The organism is Mycobacterium sp. (assembly GCF_035640695.1).
GTDB lineage: Bacteria > Actinomycetota > Actinomycetes > Mycobacteriales > Mycobacteriaceae > Mycobacterium.
Genome location: NZ_DASQVQ010000044.1, coordinates 1 through 17,607 on the forward strand (window position 1 = coordinate 1; position 17,607 = coordinate 17,607).

Consider the following 17,607-nt stretch of genomic DNA (forward strand, 5'->3'; position numbering starts at 1 on the left):
GATCACGAATTTCAGCCGGTCAACGATCTGCTGCCCGACCGCGACGTCACCGTCGAGCTCGATCCCTGCGGCGTGTTCGGCGGCAGTGGTCCGGCCGGCCACCAGCCGGGTGAACAACACGCCGTCGAGCCTGATCGTGCACGTCGCCGGCCCGTCCTCAAACTGGTCGACCACGTGGCCACGGGGGTCGACTGCCACCCGGATCGTGCGCTTCAGCGGCCCGGTCAACTCGATTGCGATCCGTGACCCGTTCGGCGCGCCGCCGAGCTTGGCGACGACGTAGCCCATGCTGCCGGCGATCTCGTCGAGGGCCAGCGCGGCCGAATCGGCGGCCAGGGTGTCGTCGGCGGTGCGCACGCCGACCGCCTCGCGGATGTCGTGTTCATGCACCCAGCAATCGAATGTGCGGATCCGCATGAACCGCCCGTAGGTGTCCGGTCCGGCCGGCGTCGGCGTGATCGAAATCCATTCCTCGTTGGTGGTTTCGGTCAACTGCTTGCGCCGGTCGTCGGTCACGATCCGAAACCGCTCGAGCAGCTCCCTGCCGGATCGGTGCGCGAAGTGCCGGACCCAGCGTTCGTTCATCGCCCCGGTCTCGTTGTGAACATGCGGCAGGGCCAACAGGTCGGTGTCGGGCTCGGGCACCTTGATGCCAAGCAACGTCGACTCCGTGCCGATCAAATGGGCGACCACGTCGCGCACTCGCCAGCCGGGCAATACCGTCGGCGCCTGCCACTGCTCGATCGCCAGGGCCGAAAGCAGCTCGTCGATCGACTCCCAGCAATGGAACAAGCCCAGCAATACGTTTGCCCTGGCCAGCCGGGTGCCGGGCGCGACGCTGGTCATGTGACGAAGGTTAACCCCTGCGATCAGCCCGCGGCGATCATTGCCACAGACGCCCCGGCAAGCACCATGCCGACCCGCTGCGTGCGGGTGACCCGCTCGCCCAGCAGCACCATCGCCAACACGACCGTGGCGGCCGGATACAACGAGATCAGCACGCCGGCCAGCGACAGCAGCGACGCGCGCAACGCCAGGATCATGCACACGTTCGCGAACGTATCCAACAGCCCGGCCGCGACACCGAGCTGCAGCGGCCGGCCCGGCGGCACCCGCAGGTTGCCGCTCGCGGCGGCCACCGCGATCACCAGCACGGTGGCCGACATCCGCGCGAACACCAGCGGCCACAACGCGGCGTCCGCCGGAGCTTGGCGGATGACCACGAAATTCAGCCCGAACGCGATGCCCGACCCGACGGTCAGCCACGCCACTTTGTGGGTGAACCGGTGCGGGCTGACGTCCTCGTCGGTTGCATCGCGGCTCACCAAGACCACGGCGACCAGGGCCACCAGCACGCCCACCACGGCGGCCAAGCCAGGCCGCTCCCCCAGCGCCACGCCCGCGACGACCGGGATGGCGGCGACCAGCACGGCGGTCAGCGGCGACACCACCGAGATCGGGCCCGCGGCCAGCGCGGCGTAGAACCACCACACGCCGAAGGCCTGGGCGACCCCGCACAGCGCGCCCCACACGATCGCGCCGGCCGAGATGTGACCGCCGACCACGGCGGCCACCGCGGCGAGGATCACCATCGCGACCGGATACGACACCAGCACCACCCGCAGCGCGGCGACCCGGCGCGAGGCGATGCCGCCGATGAAATCGCTGACCCCATAGCTCAGCCCGGACAGCAGAGCCAGGGCCACCCCGATCAGGTCATGCCCTTGGCCCGGCGGCCCAGCTCGCGAATGACCTCGCGCTGCGCGTCACGCCGGGCCATGTCCTGCCGCTTGTCGCGGGCCTGCTTGCCGCGGGCCAACGCCAATTCCACCTTCACCTTGCCCTCGAAGAAGTACAGCGACAGCGGCACCAGCGTCAGATTTCCGTCGCGCAACTTGCCCACCAGCGAGTCGATCTCGCGCCGGTGCAGCAGCAGCTTGCGATTGCGCCGCGGCGCGTGGTTGGTCCAACTGCCGTGGTGATACTCGGGGATGTGCAGGTTGCGCAACCACACCTCGCCGTCGTCGACGGTGGCGAACGCGTCGGCCAGCGACGCCTTGCCATCGCGCAGGCTCTTCACCTCGGTGCCGGTCAACGCGATTCCCGCCTCGAACACGTCGAGTATCGAATAGTCATGGCGCGCACGACGATTCGTCGCGATGATATGTCGCTGCGGCCCCCGAGGCGGCGCGGACTTCTTGCTCACGGCTAGCGCCGCACGTAGAGCCGCAGCGTCGCATACGCTGCGATACCGGCCATAGCCACACCCACAAACACCAGAATCGGAGAGATGTACACGATATCGGCGTAGTCCACCTTCGCAATCAGATTCGCTCGATAGAACTGGTTGAGCGCGTTGTCGAGGAACAACGCGCGGACCACGACAAGGCCGACGATCGAGATCACAACGCCGACGAGGGCGGCCAGCATCGCCTCCATCAGAAAGGGCAACTGGGTGTACCACCGGCTGGCTCCCACCAGCCGCATGATCCCGATCTCGGTCCGGCGGGTATAGGCCGCCACTTGAACCATGTTGGCGATCAACAGGATTGCGCCGACCGCCTGTACCAAGGCGACCGCGAATGCGGCGTTGGAAAGGCCGTCGAGCACGGCGAACAGCCGATCGATGAGGTCCTTCTGGTTCAGCACGTTCAACACGCCGGGCTTACCGATCATCGCCTGGTCGAATGCCTTGTGCTGCTCCGGATTGTTCAGCTTGACGATGAACGACGCGGGGAACGCGTCCTTACCCGCAACGTCCTTGTATTGCGGAAACTTTCGGATTGCGTCGTTGTACGCGGCGTCGCGGTTCAGAAATCGCACCGACTTGACGTCATCGCGGGCCTCGATCTGCGATCGCAGCGCCTTGCACGCCGCGCTGTCGCAGCTCGGGTCGTTGGCCGAGATGTCGTTGTCCAGAAACACCTGGGTCTCGACGCGATCGAGGTAGATGTTGCGCGAGTGGTCGGCCAGCCGCACCACCAGCAGACCACCGCCGAACAGACCGATGGAAATGGCGGTCGTCAAGATCATCGCGACGGTCATGGTGATGTTGCGGCGAAGACCGGTGAGGACCTCGTTGAGCAGGAATCCAAAACGCACTTAGCGGTCCATCCCGTATACGCCGCGCTGCTCGTCGCGGACCATCCGGCCCAGGCTGAGCTCTACGACACGCTGGCGCATCGAGTCGACGATGTGGTGGTCGTGGGTGGCCATCACGACCGTGGTACCGGTGCGATTGATCCGCTCCAGCAGATCCATGATGTCCTTGCTGGTTTCCGGGTCGAGGTTTCCGGTGGGCTCGTCGGCCAGCAAGACCAGCGGTCGGTTCACGAACGCGCGCGCGATCGCCACGCGCTGCTGCTCGCCCCCGGACAGCTCGTTGGGCAGCCGGTTGGCCTTGCCTGACAGCCCGACCATCTCCAGCACGTCGGGCACCACGCGGTTGATCGTTTCCGGCTTCTTGCCGATGACCTCGAGCGCGAACGCGACGTTTTCGAACACGGTCTTCTGCTGCAGCAGCCGGAAGTCCTGGAACACGCAGCCGATGACCTGGCGCAGGCTCGGGATGTGGCGCCCCGGCAGCGTGTTGACGTGGAACTTCGAGACCTGCACGTCGCCCCTCGTTGGCTTCTCCTCGGCGAGCAGCAGCCGCATGAACGTGGACTTGCCCGAACCCGAGGGACCGATCAGAAAGACGAACTCACCCTTGTCGATCCTGAGGTTGATATTGTCCAACGCCGGCCTGGCTGAGGACTTGTACTGCTTAGTAACCTTGTCCAGGGTGATCATCACGGCACGCCAGTGTAGCGGTGGTTTCCCAATGCAACTTTCGGCTAACTGGGCGGTGGTGGCGGACCCGGGCTCGGTCCGGGACCCGGAATCGCCGGTGCCGGGGGCGTCAGCGTCGTGGTACCGCTAGTGGTCGATGTCGGCGAGGTCGGGCTGGTCGGCGACGTGGTCTCCGTCGGCGACGTCGGGGTCGTGGTCGTGGTCGTCGTAGTCGTCCTCGGCGCCGTGGTGGTTACCGGCGCCTGGCGCAGCGCCGTGCGCGGCACCCAGGTGTAGTTCGGGTCCGGCACAAAGCCCGGCGGGACCACGTTGGTCGCCGGGGTCGGCTCGGGCAGCTTGGGCTGCGGCTGGAAGGTCTGGTATAGCCACCACACCAGCAGGAACGCCACGATCAGCGCGGCGGTCGAGGTGCGGAGCCGGCCGTTGAACAGGTACTTGGGCCAGCCGCGGTTTTCTCTATCCATTGAAATTCACGCGAGTTCAGGTCGATCGGTTCGCTAGCGACTCGCTAGCGACTTTCACTGGCGCCCTGGGTCTCCTCCTCGGCGCCGTCGGCGGTAGCGGGGTGCACGATGGCCCCGACCATCGGCTTGGTGTCGGTGGGCGAGACGATGCCGGCGCGTCGGAGCGCCGCCACCACCAGCACGCGCAGCCGCCGTCCGGCCTCGAACTGCTTGCCGGGCAGCGTGCGGGCCACCATCCGCAGGACCACGGTGTCGCGTTCGATGTTTTCCACGCCCATCAGCGACGGCTCGTCGAGCAGCAGCTCGCGCAGACCCGACTCGTTGACCGCGGTCTCGCACACCCGGTGCAGCACGTCGTTGACCTCGTTGAGGTCTGCGGTGGCGGGCACCGGGACGTCGACGACGGCCCGCGCCCAGTCCTTGGACAGGTTGACCGATTTGACGATCTGCCCGTTGGGGATCGTGTAAACCTCACCGTCGCTTGAGCGCAGCTTGGTCACGCGCAGTGTGACGTCCTCGACGGTGCCGCGGGCGTCGTTGGCCACGCCGCTGATCGTCAGCGCGACCAGGTCGCCGAAGCCGTACTGCTTCTCGGTGATGATGAAGAACCCGCTGAGCAGGTCCTGCACGATGCGTTGGGCGCCGAAGCCCAACGCTGCACCCAGCACCGCCGCGGGGGCGACCAGTGAGCCCACCGGTATCGCGAGGATGTCGGTGACCTCGACGGCGACCACCACGTACAGAATCGCGATCGCCACCCAGGAGATCACCGAGGCGACCGCCTGGCGGTGCTTGGTGGCCTCGTCACGAACCAGCGCGTCGCGCTCCACGATGCCCTCGTCGAGCCGTCGCATGAACTTTTGGGAAGCCCAACTGATGAACCGGGCGATGAGAAGTGAGGCGAGCAACCACATGAGGATGCGCAGACCCTTGGTAAGAATCCACACGCCCACGTTGCCCTGCCAGAAGTCACCCCAGCCGCCGGCCGCGGAAAGCGCCAAATATGTGCTATTCGTCATCTTTTCTATTGCGCCAGCGGATTCCCGCCTCGAGGAACCCGTCGATGTCTCCGTCCAGTACCGCAGCCGGATTGCCGACCTCGTAGTCGGTACGCAGGTCCTTGACCATCTGGTACGGGTGCAGCACGTAGGAGCGCATCTGGTTGCCCCATGAACTGCCGCCCTCGCCCTTCAGCGCATCCAGCTCGGCACGTTCTTCTAAACGCTTGCGTTCCAACAACTTTGCCTGAAGCACACGCATCGCCGAAACCTTGTTCTGCAATTGCGACTTCTCGTTCTGGCAAGTGACGACGATACCGGTAGGGATGTGGGTAAGTCGAACCGCCGAGTCGGTGGTATTCACCGACTGGCCGCCCGGACCGCTGGAGCGATACACGTCGACTCGGACATCGGACTCCGGGATGTCGATGTGATCGGTGGTCTCCACCACCGGCAGCACCTCGACTTCAGCGAACGACGTCTGGCGGCGGCTCTGATTGTCGAAAGGGCTGATGCGCACCAGCCGGTGCGTGCCCTGCTCGACCGAAAGCGTCCCGTAGGCAAACGGCGCGTGCACCGCGAACGTCGCGCTCTTGATGCCCGCCTCCTCGGCGTAGGAGATGTCGAACGTCTCCACCGGATACTTGTGCTTTTCCGCCCAGCGGATGTACATCCGCATCAGCATCTCGGCCCAGTCGGCGGCGTCCACGCCGCCGGCGCCCGAGCGGATTGTCACCAGCGCCTCACGCTCGTCGTACTCGCCCGACAGCAGCGTGCGCACTTCCATCGCCTCGATGTCCTCGCGCAGTTGTTTGCGCTCGTCATCGGCCTCCACCATCGTGTCGGCGGCGCTCGCCCCGTCCTCCTCGGCGGCCAGCTCGTACAAAACGGGCAGGTCGTCGAGGCGTCGGCGCAGTTCCTGCACCCGCCGCAGCTCGCCCTGGGTATGCGACAACTCGCTGGTGACGCGCTGGGCCCGAGCCTGGTCGTCCCACAGGTGAGGATCGGCGGCCTCGTGCTCCAGCTTCTCGATGCGGGCCCGCAATCCGTCGACGTCGAGCACCCGCTCCACCGTGGTGAGCGTGGAGTCGAGTGCCGCGATGTCGGCTTGACGGTCGGGATCCACGGCTGCCTACGTTACCGGCCGCTGTCCGTCTAGCATCGAGGCCGTAGACGCTCCGGCCTCGTCGCGACAGCCCCCTGCGCGGGGCGGGGCAAACAACAGAAGGCTGGAGGATGCGCCCTTACTACGTGGCGATCGTCGGCTCGGGGCCCTCGGGGTACTTTGCCGCCGCGTCGCTGCTGAAACTGGCCGACACGTCCGACGAGATCGACGTGCATGTCGACATGCTGGAAATGCTGCCCACGCCGTGGGGCCTGGTGCGTTCGGGCGTGGCTCCCGACCATCCGAAGATCAAGTCGATCAGCGCGCAGTTCGAGAAGACCGCGGGGCATCCGCGGTTCCGGTTCTTCGGCAATATCGCCGTCGGCGAGCATGTGCAGGCCTCTGAGCTCGCCGCCCGCTATGACGCGGTGATTTATGCGGTGGGCGCCCAATCCGACAAGCCGCTGGGGATCCCCGGCGAAGATCTCGCCGGCAGCGTCGCGGCGGTCGAGCTGGTGGGCTGGTACAACGCTCATCCGCATTTCCAGAAGATGTCGCCGGACCTGTCGGGTTCCCGGGCGATCGTGGTCGGCGTGGGCAACGTGGCGCTGGACGTGGCCCGCATCCTGGTGACCGATCCCGACGAGCTGCGCGGCACCGACATCGCCGATCACGCGTTGGACGTGCTCGACCCGCGCGGCGTCGAGGAGGTCGTCATCGTTGGCCGGCGCGGTCCGCTGCAGGCCGCCTTCACGACGCTGGAGTTGCGCGAGCTCGGGGATCTCAAAGGCCTCGAGGGCGTCGACGTGATCGTCGACCCGGCCGACCTGGCCGACATCTCCGATGAACAGGCCGAGGCCGCGGGCAAAACCGTCCGACAGAACCTCAAGGCGCTGCGCGCCTACGCCGAACGGCAGCCGCGGCCCGGTAACCGCCGAATCGTGTTCAAGTTCCGCACCTCTCCGATCGAGATTCGCGGCGACGGGAAGGTCGAAGAGGTAGTCCTCGGCCGCAACGAGCTGGTGACCGACGAGAGCGGACGGGTCACCGCCAAGGACACCGGCGCGCGCGAGGTGCTGCCGGCCCAGTTGGTGGTGCGCGCGGTGGGCTACCGCGGCGTGCCGACGCCGGGCCTGCCGTTCGACGAGCGCAGCGGGACGATCCCGCACACCGACGGCCGCATCGAGGGCAGCCGCAACGAGTACGTGGTCGGGTGGATCAAGCGCGGACCGACCGGTGTGATCGGCACCAACAAGAAGGACTCCCAGCAGACCGTCGACACGCTGATCGCCGACCTCAAGAAGGCCAAGCCGCCCGGCGCAGGCCATGAAGCCGGCCACGACTACGCCGACCAGCTCGCCGACTGGCTGGCCTCGCGGCAGCCGCACCTGGTGACCGAGCAACACTGGCAGATGATCGACCGCCACGAGCGCGAAGCCGGGGAATCCCAGGGCAGGCCACGGGTCAAGCTGCCAAGTTTCGAGGAGCTGCTGCGCATCGGCCGCGGCTGACTTTTACGGAGGGTTTGTGACTGACACGCAGCGGCCCGCCTGGCTGCCTGTTGAGTTGTATCCGTTCCAGGACCGCTACCTGGACGTCGACGGGGCTCGGGTGCATTACGTCGACGAGGGCAGCGGCCCGACGCTGCTTTTCCTGCACGGGAACCCGACGTGGTCGTTTCTGTACCGCGAGATCATCAAGGCGCTCCGTACTGAATTCCGTTGTGTGGCAATCGATTATCCCGGCTTCGGATTGTCGGCGCCGGCGCCGCCGGGATACGGGTTCACGCCGGCCGAACACGCGGGTGTGGTCGGGCTGTTCACCGAACGGCTCGAGCTGACCGGGGTGACGATGATGGTGCAGGACTGGGGTGGGCCGATCGGCTTCGCGGTCGCGACGCGGCAACCGGAGCGGTTCGTGCGCTTCGTGATTGGCAACACGTGGGCATGGCCGATGGCCGATCTGGGCACCCAGGCGTTCTCCCGGTTCCTGGGCGGCCCGGTCGGCAGATACCTGATCGAGCGGCGCAATTTCTTCGTCGAGACGATCCTGCCCGGCGGCGTCCGGCGCACCAAGCTGCCGGATGCGGTGATGAATGCCTACCGCGGGCCGTTCCCGACCCCCGAGTCGCGTCGGCCAGTCGCGGTGTTTCCGCGCGAAATCCTCGGCAGCAGAGCGTTTCTGGCGGAGGTTGCCGAGGCGCTGCCCAAGCTGTCCGACCGGCCGGCGTTGGTGTGCTGGCCGACGAAGGACGTCGCGTTCCGGGAGCCGCATCGCAAACGCTGGGAAGCGTTGTTCCCCAACCACCGCACCGTGCTTCTCGAGGGTGCCGGGCACTACATGCAGGAGGACGCCGCTTCCGAGATCGTCGCCGCCATTCGGGAGTTCACTTCGTCCTCGGCTTAGGCCCGGCGCGCAGTCCCGGGTGCACGTCTGGCGTGATGCCGACATGCTGTCCGAGACGCTGCAGCAGGGCGAGTAATTGGCTGCGCTCGTCCGGCGTCAACCCGGCCGAAAGCTCGGCGTCCTGCTCGTCGGCCTGCTGTTCGGCCCGTCGCAGCAGGTCCCGCGCATCGGCGGTGAGCGCGATTGCGTGCGCGCGCCGGTCGCTGGGGTGACGCCGGCGCTCGATCAGCCCCCGCTCCTGGAGCGCGTCGACCAGGCCGACCATCACGTTGCGGTGGATGCCCAGGACGTCGGCCAGTTGCTGCTGGGATGAACCGTCATGCAGCGCCACCGCCACGAGTAGCCCGAACTGGCTGGGCCGCAGGCCCAACGGCGCCAGTCGCTCGGCAAAGATCTGTGCGCTGCGCGCGCCGAGCTGGGACAGCAGGAAGCTGACCCGGCTGCCCAGCGGCGCCGGCTTCGCGTCGGTCGCCTTAATTGTCATGTGATCAATGTATCACTTGATGATTGCCAATATCAGTGACAATATCGGGTCATGAACATCTGGTACCTCACCGTCACGCTGATCGCGATCGCCGCGAACGGCTTCTCCGGCATCGCCGCCCTGGTGCATTTCAAGCCGATACTTCCCGGCATGGCCAGGGCCGACGTCCCGACATCGTGGCTGACCTTCCCGATCGGAACGCTCAAGACGGCCGGCGCGCTCGGCCTCGCGGCCGGGCTGGCGGTTCGCCCACTGGGCGTGGCCGCGGCGATCGGCCTGGTGCTCTTCTTCGTCTGCGCGATCTACACCCACATAAGGGCGAGCGACTACGGGGCACAGTTTTATCTCGCGAACGGGTTTCTGGCGCTCAACGTCGCCGCACTGCTTCTGGGCCTGCACGAAACGGGCGCAGGCTCCTTTGTCGGGTTGCCGGTCTAAGCCGGCGGCCCGGGCGGCGGCTCGGGCGCCGGCTCGGGCGGCGCGAAGTTCCAGTTGTCGGGATTCTTCGGCGAGTACACCACCGGATACAGCTCGCCCATCGTCGGCCAGTTGTCGACGTTGACGGCGTAGCGCTGGTAGACCACGTGCTCATTGACGGTCGGGCCGTTAATCACGCCGGTGACCGTGACGAACTGCTCGCCGGTGACGTCGGGGCGCGGGCTGACCCCGGTGACCAGCAGCGTTCCGTGCGCCACCTCGCCGCGGGGCATGCGCCGCCTGATCCACGGCGCCGCCACCACCGCGATCGCACCGATGATCAGCAGCAGGATGCCGAATTCCCACATCCCCTCATGGTAGGACTGCTGCCATGACCGAAGGCGCGGACGACCTGGCGCTCGCGTTGGCGTTGGCCGACCAGGCCGACGCGCTGACGCTGGCGCGTTTCGGCGCGCTGGACCTGCACGTCGACACCAAGCCGGACATGACCCCGGTCACCGACGCGGACCGCTCGGTGGAGGCCGCCCTGCGCGACACGCTGGCGGAGCAACGGCCCGGCGACGCGGTGATTGGTGAAGAGTTCGGCGGCACAAAGGAATTCAGCGGCCGGCAGTGGGTCATCGATCCGATCGACGGCACCAAGAACTTCGTGCGAGGTGTACCGGTGTGGGCCACGCTGATCGGTCTGCTCGCCGACGGCGTTCCGGTCACCGGCGTGGTCAGCGCGCCCGCGCTGCAGCGCAGATGGTGGGCGGCCGACGGCCGGGGGGCACACACGTCGGTCGGCGGCGGCCGGCCGCGGCGGCTGGTGGTGTCGGCGGTCGACCAACTGTCGTCGGCCAGCCTGTCGTTCTCCAGCCTGTCCGGCTGGGCGGAGCGCGGGCTGCGCCAGCGTTTCCTCGAGCTGACCGACGCGCTGTGGCGGGTGCGGGCCTACGGCGATTTCTTCTCGTACTGCCTGGTGGCCGAGGGCGCCGTCGACATCGCCGCAGAACCGGAGGTCTCGTTGTGGGACCTGGCCGCGCTGGACGTATTGGTGCGCGAGGCCGGCGGCGTGTTCACCAGCCTCGACGGCACGGCGGGCCCACACGGCGGCAGCGCGGTCGCGACCAACGGCCTACTCCACAAATTGGTTCTGGCCAGCCTTTATGCGGCGTAGCCTTGGGGTCGGAGCGCGCGATGACCGTTAGCCTCGACGACCCGTTCACCGTTGCGGCCAAACACTGGCACCGCCTCGACGACGGCCGGGTGCAGTGCGACGTGTGCCCGCGCGCGTGCAAGCTGCGCGAGGGCCAGCGCGGGCTGTGCTTCGTGCGGGCCCGGGTCGATGACCGGATCGTGCTCACCAGCTACGGCCGGTCGAGCGGCTTCTGCGTCGACCCCGTCGAGAAGAAGCCGCTGAACCATTTTCTGCCGGGTTCGGCCGTGCTGTCGTTCGGCACCGCGGGCTGCAACCTCGCGTGCAAGTTCTGCCAGAACTGGGACATCTCCAAGTCACGGGAGATCGACACCCTCGCCGGCCGGGCGACGCCGCCGGACCTGGCCCGGGTTGCGGACGAGCTAGGTTGCCGCAGCGTGGCTTTCACCTACAACGACCCGACGATTTTCTGGGAGTACGCCGCCGACGTCGCCGACGCCTGCCACGAGCGGGGGATCAGGGCGATCTCCGTCACCGCGGGCTACATGTGCCCGCAGCCTCGGGCGGAGTTTTACCGGCACATCGACGCCGCCAATGTCGATCTGAAGGCCTTCACCGAGGATTTCTATCACCGGGTCTGCGTCGGCCACCTGGCCGATGTGTTGAACACCCTGGTGTATCTGCGGCACGAGACCGACGTGTGGTTCGAGATCACCACATTATTGATCCCCGGGCACAACGACAGCGACGCCGAGATCGCGGCCGAGTCGTCGTGGATCCGTGAGAACCTGGGCGACGATGTGCCGTTGCATTTCACGGCGTTTCACCCGGACTACAAGATGTTGGACACGCCGCCGACGCCACCGGCGACCCTGACCAGGGCGCGGCGCATCGCTGTTTCCGAGGGCCTGCGCTTCGTCTATACCGGCAATGTTCACGACGCGGAGGGCGGCACCACGTGGTGTCCGGGATGCGGTGCGGCGGTGATCGTGCGGGACTGGTACTCGATGCGGCATTACGCGCTCACCGATGACGGTCGGTGCCGCGGTTGCGGGGCGCAGTTGCCCGGCGTCTACGACGGGCCGGTCGGACGGTGGGGCGCTCGGCGGCTTCCGGTGCTGATCGCGTGATCGGCTACCGGGCGACGACGTCGATAGTTACCCGCTTCACTCGTGTTTCGCCCTTGGGTAGACAGTTCGCACCCGAATTGGCCGCAAAACCGTCGCAGTGCGGCGCACTGAAAGTCCAGTAGACATCGACGACATGCCGGCCGATGGGCAGCGGGTCCAGGTCGGCGACGGCCACCGTGTTGACGGCGGGCAGACCCGGAGCCTCGGCGAGTTCGCCCACCCAGAGCTTGGTGCTGCTTCCGAAGGAATGGGTGAGTTCGTACGGTGATCCCGGATCGCTGACGTAGCGGATGGCCTGGAATTCCCCGCGGAAGTCATCCAGCGGCGTGGCCCACGAAGTGGCGAAGCCGGGCGGCACCCGCTCGAAGCTGGTGTTGACGATCCACGGGACAGAAACACTCCACCGATCCCCGGCGGGCAGCCGATTGCACGCCGAGGTGAGGATCTGCACCGGAACGCGGTACACCAGGTGCAGCGTGACGCCGTTCGGCGCCGCGCACGGCTCGTCGCTGCCGAATTTGGCCGCCGCGGACGGGCTGAGAATGAGCGCCGCCCAGGTGAGGACAACCGCAGAAACAACGGCGGGGCGCAACCGATGCCGGAGGGTGTCGGCACGAGGGAACATCGTCGTCCTCCAACTTTGCTGACAGATCGCAGATCGCTATCAGCCAACCCGCAGCGAACCGGCAAGTCAACGGTGCCTCCGATGGTTACGAGGTCAGTCATCCCGATCCGCGACCAAGGCCGCTGTGAAGTACCTAACACATAACCAATATCTTACTCTGGAGTAAGATACGGTCAGGTGCAATGCCTTTCTACGGCTTTCTACGACAAGGCTGCTGACATGACCAACACAGAGCCGTCTTCTGACGGCCCGCCCGCGCGCCGGACGAATGGCCGCGAGAGCGCCGTCGGGCTGCGGAAGCACAAGCGCACCCCGACCGACATCGGCTTGGCATTGATCACGCCGCTCGTCGGCCAGGAGTTCCTGGACCGCTACCACCTTCGCGATCCGCTCAACCGAGGCCTGCGCTACGGCGTCAAGACCGTGTTCTCCGTCGCCGGCGCGACCAACCGCCAATTCCGGCGCGTGTCGGGCGCCAGGGGCGGTCCGACCCGGCTCACGAAGCGCGGCGCCGACTACTTCGACCTGACGCCCGACGACGAGCAGAAGATGATCGTCGAGACGGTCAGCGAGTTCGCGGACGAGGTCATGCGACCGGCCGCGGGTAACGCCGATGAGGCCGCCAGTTACCCGGAGGACCTCGTCGCGAAGGCGGTCGCGCTTGGCATCGCGGCCGTCAACGTCCCGGAGAATTTCGACGGCATCGCCGCGCACCGCGCCGCCGTCACCAACGTGTTGGTGGCCGAGGCGCTGGCCTACGGCGACATGGGATTGGCGCTGCCGATCCTGGCACCGGGGGGCGTCGCATCCGCGCTGACCCACTGGGGCAGCGCCGACCAGCAGGCCACCTATCTCACCGAGTTCGCCGGCGAGAACGTGCCGCAGTCGTGTGTGGCGATCGCCGAACCGCAGCCGCTGTTCGACCCGACTTCGTTGAAGACCACGGCGGTGCGCACGCCCGGCGGATACCGGCTCGACGGCGTCAAGTCGCTGGTGCCGGCGGCCACGAACGCCGAATTGTTCATCGTGGCAGCACAACTGGGTGGCAAGCCCGCGCTGTTCATCGTCGAATCGTCATCGCGGGGCCTAACCGTCAAACCCGATCCGAGCATGGGCATCCGGGCCGCGGCGCTCGGCAAGGTGGAACTCGATCACGTGTCGGTTCCGCTGGCGGCGCGGCTCGGCGAGGACAAGGCGACCGATGCCGACTACGCGGAGGCAATCGCACTTTCGAGGCTGGGCTGGGCGTCGCTTGCGGTGGGCACCGCACACGCGGTGCTCGACCACGTGGTGCCGTACGTGAAGGAACGCCGCGCGTTCGGCGAGCCGATCGCCCATCGTCAGGCGGTGGCGTTCATGTGCGCCAACATCGCGATCGAGCTCGACGGACTGCGGCTGATCACGTGGCGCGGCGCGGCCCGGGCCGATCAGGGCCTGCCGTTCGCCCGGGAGGCGGCGCTGGCCAAGCGGCTCGGCTCCGACAAGGGCATGCAGATCGGCCTCGACGGCGTGCAGCTGCTCGGCGGCCACGGCTACACCAAGGAACATCCCGTCGAACGGTGGTACCGCGACCTGCGCGCAATTGGAGTCGCCGAGGGCGTCGTAGTCATCTAACCGAGTAGTCGTCTAACTCATCGAACCGAGAGACCAACCATGGCAATCAATCTGGAGCTGCCACCCAAGCTGCTGGCAGTGATCGACAAGGCGCATCAGGGCGCCGCCGAGATGCTGCGGCCGATCTCGCGCAAGTACGACCTGCGGGAGCACGACTACCCCGCCGAGCTGGAAACGCTGGCCAACCTGTTCGAAGGCATCTCGGAGGTAAAGACTTTCGCGTTCGCCGGCGCCGAGGCGTTCCGCGAGGTCGACGAGCCCAAGGATGCCAACCACAACGGCGGCAACATGTCGGCGGTGCTCAACGTGATGGAGATCAGTTGGGGCGACGTGGCGTTGATGTTGTCGGTACCGCGCCAAGGCTTGGGCAACGCCGCGATCAACGGGGTCGCCACGGACGAGCAGTTGAAGCGGCTGGGCAAGGGGGTGTGGGCGGCAATGGCGATCACCGAGCCAGGTTTCGGCTCCGACTCCGCGGCGGTGTCGACGACCGCCAAGCTCGACGGCGACGAGTACGTCATCAACGGCGAGAAGATCTTCGTCACCGCTGGCTCGCGTGCCAGCCACATCGTGGTCTGGGCGACGCTGGACAAGTCGTTGGGCCGCGCGGCCATCAAGTCGTTCATCGTGCCCCGCGACTATCCCGGCGTGACCGTAGACCGGCTCGAGGACAAACTCGGCATCAAGGCCTCCGACACCGCGGTGATCCGGTTCGACAACGTCCGGATACCGAAGGACAACCTGCTCGGCAGCCCGGACATCGACGTCGAGAAGGCGTTCGCCGGGGTCATGGAGACATTCGACAACACGCGTCCGATCGTCGCGGCGATGGCGGTCGGCATCGGTCGTGCGGCGTTGGAGGAGCTGCGCAAGATCCTCACCGACGCGGGCGTCGAGATTTCCTACGACAAGCCCGCTCACGCGCAAAGCGCCGCCGCCGCGGAGTTCCTGCGGCTGGAAGCCGACTGGGAGGCGGGCTATCTGCTGACCGTGCGTTCGGCGTGGCAGGCCGACAACGACATTCCCAACTCCAAGGAAGCGTCGATGGGCAAGGCCAAGTCGGCCCGGGTGGCCAGCGACATCACGCTCAAGGCCGTCGAATTGGCCGGCACCGCGGGCTATTCGGAGCAGGCGCTGTTGGAGAAGTGGGCCCGCGACTCGAAGATTCTCGACATCTTCGAGGGCACCCAGCAGATCCAGCAGCTGGTGGTGGCCCGGCGGCTGCTCGGTCTGTCGTCGGCCGAGCTGAAGTAGCTAGATCCCGGTCCAGGCGGCGTCGAGGCGGTCGGCGACGTCGATGACTTTTGCCTTCTCCGATTCGGGCGCGTCGATCTGGTCGCTGACGTACTTGGCGATGAACCGTTGAATCTCCGCATCGACGCCCGCCAGGATGCGCAGCAACTCGCCGCGGATGGAGCTCGACAACACGTCGACGGTGATGTCCGAGGGGCGGGGCTGAGCGACATCGATAACGAGGAGCAGCGGCTCGGCGGCACGCGCCGATGCGCGCAAGTTGATTTCGCCGGTGACCCGGAACCGCTGCTTGTCGAGCCGCAGGTCGACGAGCAGGTCGATGGCCAACGGAATATGGATCTCGAACGTGATCGTGTCGCCGAGCGTCCGCTCGGCATGAGGTTTCAGCACGTTCACCTTCGCGCTGATCCTGGCGAACCTGCCTGGTCCGTGCCGGAACGGTCCGATCATGAACTCGTCGCCGGCGATGTCGGCAAACGCGGCGGCGATGCGCTCCTCGGTCACGGCGATCTCGAAGAATCGCCGGCCGAATTGCTCATACGTCACGTAGTCGTGGGCATCCATTTGTCGCCTACTCTATTGCTTCGGCCAAGATTCTCTGACTAAGGTCAGAAAAGTGGACGCGGCCACTGTGGTCCGGCAATTCAACCGAACGGTCACTCAGCGAATTGGGGTGCTTGAGGATGACTACCTATCGCGGTGCCGCCCGCTGAGCCAATCCCGGCTGCTGTGGGAGATCGGCCCCGACGGCGCGCAGATCCGGGCGCTGCGCGCCCGCCTCGACCTCGACTCCGGATATCTGAGCCGGCTATTGCGCGCACTGGAGGCCGCCGGGCTCGTCGTCATCGAGTCGGACCCGGCGGATCGACGGGTGCGGATGGTGCGGCTCACCGAGGCCGGCCGGGCCGAGCGCACCGAACTCGACCGGCGCGCCGACAAGCTCGTCGCAGACATCCTCGCGCCGCTCAACGAGCGCCAACGCGACCGGCTCACCGAGGCGATGGCCGACGTCGAGCGTCTACTAACCGCGTCGATGGTCACCGTCACGGTCACCGACCCGCGGTCAGTCGCTGCGCAGCGGTGTCTGACCGCGTACGCCGCCGAACTGGCCCAGCGGTTCGCACACGGCTATGACCGAGCCCGCACCCGCCGCGTCGACGCCGACGACATGACGTTGCCGAAGGGTCTGTTGTTGGTGGCGGTGCTGCATGGCGAGCCGATTGGCTGCTGCGCCTTGCGGTTTCATGGCGAGGCGCCCGCGGAAATCAAGCGGATGTGGGTGACTCCCGCGGCGCGGGGGCTCGGGCTGGGTCGGCGGCTGATCGCCGAAGTGGAGTCGCACGCCCGCGCCGACGGTGTTCGCGTGCTTCATCTGGACACGAATCGCGTACTCGTCGAGGCGATCAACTTGTACCGTTCCTGCGGCTACACCGAGGTGCCGGCGTTCAACGATGAGCCCTACGCGCACCACTGGTTCGAGAAGATGCTGGAATGACGTCGACTCAGGCTGTCTTGGGCAGTTCACCCACCACGTCGAGCCGGAGGAACTCCGGGGCCTTGATCACATTCCGCAGCATGAACCGGATGAACGCCGGCATGTCGGCGGCGGTCTCGTCGCGGTAGACCTGCGGACTCGCGACTTGATAGCGCCGCCGCCTGCTCTCCAGTTCACAACCGCCTGCGGCGAGCACGTTGCGCACCCAATCCGAGTTCGAGCCATAGGTCAATGCGATGACGAACTTGTCCCGTCGCCGAAACGCCCACAGCGGCGTCCGGAAGGTCCGGCCGGATCTGCGCCCGCGGTGTATGACGACCGCCCATCCCGGCGCCCACGGGGCGACGAACTTGGTGATGCGATTGAGCGCCGCCTTGTTGGCGCGGGCGACCCATCGTGGTGCTGGCATCGATACCTTTCCTCTCCTGTCCTCTCGTGTCCTCTCGTGTGGCTTCTGCATCGCGTACTTCATTGCCTCGTGCCGTCATCCGAGTACGCGTCGAGCACCGCCTCCAGCTCCTCCAGGGCGGCGACGGCCCGCGCGAGGCTGTGCTCCGCACAGAACCGGACCACGTCGCGCACCTGGTCCTTGCTGATACCTCCGTCCAGCGCAAGCTTCACGTGCACCCCGAACGACTCGCCGAGCGTCTGTTGGCTGACGTCG

Annotated in this window: 21 protein-coding genes and 1 pseudogene; 8 read left to right on the top strand and 14 right to left on the bottom strand. The window is 66.7% G+C overall.

Going from position 1 to position 17,607, the window contains the following annotated elements; translation table 11 throughout:
- The 8 genes from VE759_RS05130 to prfB all read right to left on the bottom strand — a co-directional run.
- On the bottom strand, positions 1 to 846 hold an 846-nt coding region (locus tag VE759_RS05130; RefSeq protein WP_324928854.1), incomplete at its 3' end, for a maleylpyruvate isomerase family mycothiol-dependent enzyme.
- A gap of 23 nt (positions 847 to 869) precedes the next feature.
- The gene (locus VE759_RS05135) at positions 870 to 1,715 is read right to left on the bottom strand and encodes a DMT family transporter (RefSeq protein ID WP_324928891.1); all 846 of its coding nucleotides are present in this window, start codon (positions 1,713 to 1,715) and stop codon (positions 870 to 872) included.
- Positions 1,712 to 2,206 (bottom strand): SsrA-binding protein SmpB, encoded by a 495-nt coding sequence (gene smpB / locus VE759_RS05140; RefSeq protein ID WP_324928856.1) that lies wholly within the window; start codon positions 2,204 to 2,206, stop codon positions 1,712 to 1,714. The genes VE759_RS05135 and smpB overlap by 4 nt, the downstream gene beginning before the upstream one ends.
- A 2-nt stretch (positions 2,207 to 2,208) precedes the next feature.
- Complete coding sequence (gene ftsX, locus VE759_RS05145; protein ID WP_324928858.1) at positions 2,209 to 3,102, bottom strand: permease-like cell division protein FtsX; 894 nt, start codon at positions 3,100 to 3,102, stop codon at positions 2,209 to 2,211.
- Complete coding sequence (gene ftsE / locus VE759_RS05150; RefSeq protein ID WP_324928893.1) at positions 3,103 to 3,792, bottom strand: cell division ATP-binding protein FtsE; 690 nt, start codon at positions 3,790 to 3,792, stop codon at positions 3,103 to 3,105. It abuts the gene before it with no gap.
- A gap of 44 nt (positions 3,793 to 3,836) precedes the next feature.
- A complete protein-coding gene (locus tag VE759_RS05155; RefSeq protein ID WP_414687837.1) occupies positions 3,837 to 4,262 on the bottom strand; it encodes a hypothetical protein in 426 nt (141 codons plus the stop codon).
- Between the two features lie 38 nt (positions 4,263 to 4,300).
- Positions 4,301 to 5,275 carry a mechanosensitive ion channel family protein gene (locus VE759_RS05160; RefSeq protein WP_324928861.1) on the bottom strand — a complete coding sequence of 325 codons (975 nt, stop codon included), beginning with the start codon at positions 5,273 to 5,275 and terminating at the stop codon, positions 4,301 to 4,303.
- Entirely contained in the window at positions 5,265 to 6,380 is a 1,116-nt protein-coding gene (prfB, locus tag VE759_RS05165) for a peptide chain release factor 2 (RefSeq protein WP_324928863.1), read from the bottom strand. Before prfB ends, VE759_RS05160 begins: the two co-directional genes overlap by 11 nt.
- A gap of 110 nt (positions 6,381 to 6,490) precedes the next feature.
- Between prfB and VE759_RS05170 the strand changes: the two genes are divergently transcribed.
- Both VE759_RS05170 and VE759_RS05175 read left to right on the top strand, forming a co-directional pair.
- Entirely contained in the window at positions 6,491 to 7,870 is a 1,380-nt protein-coding gene (locus tag VE759_RS05170; RefSeq protein WP_324928865.1) for an FAD-dependent oxidoreductase, read from the top strand.
- 16 nt (positions 7,871 to 7,886) lie between these two features.
- Positions 7,887 to 8,765, top strand: coding sequence for an alpha/beta fold hydrolase (locus VE759_RS05175; protein WP_324928867.1), 879 nt, complete (start codon positions 7,887 to 7,889; stop codon positions 8,763 to 8,765).
- On the opposite strand, the gene VE759_RS05180 is transcribed toward VE759_RS05175, so the two are convergent.
- Complete coding sequence (locus VE759_RS05180) at positions 8,746 to 9,249, bottom strand: MarR family transcriptional regulator (protein ID WP_324928869.1); 504 nt, start codon at positions 9,247 to 9,249, stop codon at positions 8,746 to 8,748. The genes VE759_RS05175 and VE759_RS05180 overlap by 20 nt on opposite strands.
- Before the next feature lie 51 nt (positions 9,250 to 9,300).
- Between VE759_RS05180 and VE759_RS05185 the strand changes: the two genes are divergently transcribed.
- Positions 9,301 to 9,687 (top strand): DoxX family protein, encoded by a 387-nt coding sequence (locus VE759_RS05185; protein ID WP_324928871.1) that lies wholly within the window; start codon positions 9,301 to 9,303, stop codon positions 9,685 to 9,687.
- On the opposite strand, the gene VE759_RS05190 is transcribed toward VE759_RS05185, so the two are convergent.
- Positions 9,684 to 10,034 (bottom strand): hypothetical protein, encoded by a 351-nt coding sequence (locus tag VE759_RS05190; RefSeq protein WP_324928873.1) that lies wholly within the window; start codon positions 10,032 to 10,034, stop codon positions 9,684 to 9,686. The two genes, VE759_RS05185 and VE759_RS05190, sit on opposite strands and share 4 nt — an antisense overlap.
- A gap of 23 nt (positions 10,035 to 10,057) precedes the next feature.
- Here VE759_RS05190 and hisN point away from each other — a divergent pair, with 23 nt between their 5' ends.
- A complete protein-coding gene (gene hisN, locus VE759_RS05195) occupies positions 10,058 to 10,846 on the top strand; it encodes a histidinol-phosphatase (protein WP_324928875.1) in 789 nt (262 codons plus the stop codon).
- A gap of 20 nt (positions 10,847 to 10,866) precedes the next feature.
- Positions 10,867 to 11,955: an AmmeMemoRadiSam system radical SAM enzyme gene (amrS, locus tag VE759_RS05200; protein ID WP_324928877.1), complete on the top strand. Its 1,089-nt coding sequence runs from the start codon at positions 10,867 to 10,869 to the stop codon at positions 11,953 to 11,955.
- Between the two features lie 4 nt (positions 11,956 to 11,959).
- Here the strand turns inward: amrS and VE759_RS05205 are convergent, their stop codons facing one another.
- The gene (locus tag VE759_RS05205; protein ID WP_324928879.1) at positions 11,960 to 12,580 is read right to left on the bottom strand and encodes a hypothetical protein; all 621 of its coding nucleotides are present in this window, start codon (positions 12,578 to 12,580) and stop codon (positions 11,960 to 11,962) included.
- 219 nt (positions 12,581 to 12,799) lie between these two features.
- On the opposite strand from VE759_RS05205, the gene VE759_RS05210 reads away from it, so the two are divergent.
- Both VE759_RS05210 and VE759_RS05215 read left to right on the top strand, forming a co-directional pair.
- A complete protein-coding gene (locus tag VE759_RS05210; RefSeq protein ID WP_324928881.1) occupies positions 12,800 to 14,194 on the top strand; it encodes an acyl-CoA dehydrogenase family protein in 1,395 nt (464 codons plus the stop codon).
- A 39-nt stretch (positions 14,195 to 14,233) separates the two neighbouring features.
- A complete protein-coding gene (locus VE759_RS05215; RefSeq protein WP_324928883.1) occupies positions 14,234 to 15,448 on the top strand; it encodes an acyl-CoA dehydrogenase family protein in 1,215 nt (404 codons plus the stop codon).
- On the opposite strand, the gene VE759_RS05220 is transcribed toward VE759_RS05215, so the two are convergent.
- Positions 15,449 to 16,012, bottom strand: a complete 564-nt coding sequence (locus VE759_RS05220) for a hypothetical protein (protein ID WP_324928885.1) — start codon at positions 16,010 to 16,012, stop codon at positions 15,449 to 15,451.
- A gap of 52 nt (positions 16,013 to 16,064) precedes the next feature.
- Here VE759_RS05220 and VE759_RS05225 point away from each other — a divergent pair, with 52 nt between their 5' ends.
- A complete protein-coding gene (locus VE759_RS05225) occupies positions 16,065 to 16,943 on the top strand; it encodes a helix-turn-helix domain-containing GNAT family N-acetyltransferase (protein ID WP_324928887.1) in 879 nt (292 codons plus the stop codon).
- 7 nt (positions 16,944 to 16,950) lie between these two features.
- Here the strand turns inward: VE759_RS05225 and VE759_RS05230 are convergent, their stop codons facing one another.
- A complete protein-coding gene (locus tag VE759_RS05230) occupies positions 16,951 to 17,352 on the bottom strand; it encodes a nitroreductase family deazaflavin-dependent oxidoreductase (protein ID WP_324928889.1) in 402 nt (133 codons plus the stop codon).
- 59 nt (positions 17,353 to 17,411) lie between these two features.
- Positions 17,412 to 17,607: pseudogene (locus tag VE759_RS05235) on the bottom strand (hypothetical protein); the annotation flags it as partial.

Excerpts from the sequence above, each read along its gene's own strand:
- ftsE (WP_324928893.1), bottom strand. The coding sequence starts at position 3,792 with ATGATCACCCTGGACAAGGTTACTAAGCAGTACAAGTCCTCAGCCAGG.
- VE759_RS05160 (WP_324928861.1), bottom strand. The coding sequence starts at position 5,275 with ATGACGAATAGCACATATTTGGCGCTTTCCGCGGCCGGCGGCTGGGGT.
- VE759_RS05170 (WP_324928865.1), top strand. The coding sequence starts at position 6,491 with ATGCGCCCTTACTACGTGGCGATCGTCGGCTCGGGGCCCTCGGGGTAC.
- VE759_RS05180 (WP_324928869.1), bottom strand. The coding sequence starts at position 9,249 with ATGACAATTAAGGCGACCGACGCGAAGCCGGCGCCGCTGGGCAGCCGG.
- VE759_RS05185 (WP_324928871.1), top strand. The coding sequence starts at position 9,301 with ATGAACATCTGGTACCTCACCGTCACGCTGATCGCGATCGCCGCGAAC.
- VE759_RS05190 (WP_324928873.1), bottom strand. The coding sequence starts at position 10,034 with ATGTGGGAATTCGGCATCCTGCTGCTGATCATCGGTGCGATCGCGGTG.
- hisN (WP_324928875.1), top strand. The coding sequence starts at position 10,058 with ATGACCGAAGGCGCGGACGACCTGGCGCTCGCGTTGGCGTTGGCCGAC.
- amrS (WP_324928877.1), top strand. The coding sequence starts at position 10,867 with ATGACCGTTAGCCTCGACGACCCGTTCACCGTTGCGGCCAAACACTGG.
- VE759_RS05205 (WP_324928879.1), bottom strand. The coding sequence starts at position 12,580 with ATGTTCCCTCGTGCCGACACCCTCCGGCATCGGTTGCGCCCCGCCGTT.
- VE759_RS05210 (WP_324928881.1), top strand. The coding sequence starts at position 12,800 with ATGACCAACACAGAGCCGTCTTCTGACGGCCCGCCCGCGCGCCGGACG.
- VE759_RS05215 (WP_324928883.1), top strand. The coding sequence starts at position 14,234 with ATGGCAATCAATCTGGAGCTGCCACCCAAGCTGCTGGCAGTGATCGAC.
- VE759_RS05220 (WP_324928885.1), bottom strand. The coding sequence starts at position 16,012 with ATGGATGCCCACGACTACGTGACGTATGAGCAATTCGGCCGGCGATTC.
- VE759_RS05230 (WP_324928889.1), bottom strand. The coding sequence starts at position 17,352 with ATGCCAGCACCACGATGGGTCGCCCGCGCCAACAAGGCGGCGCTCAAT.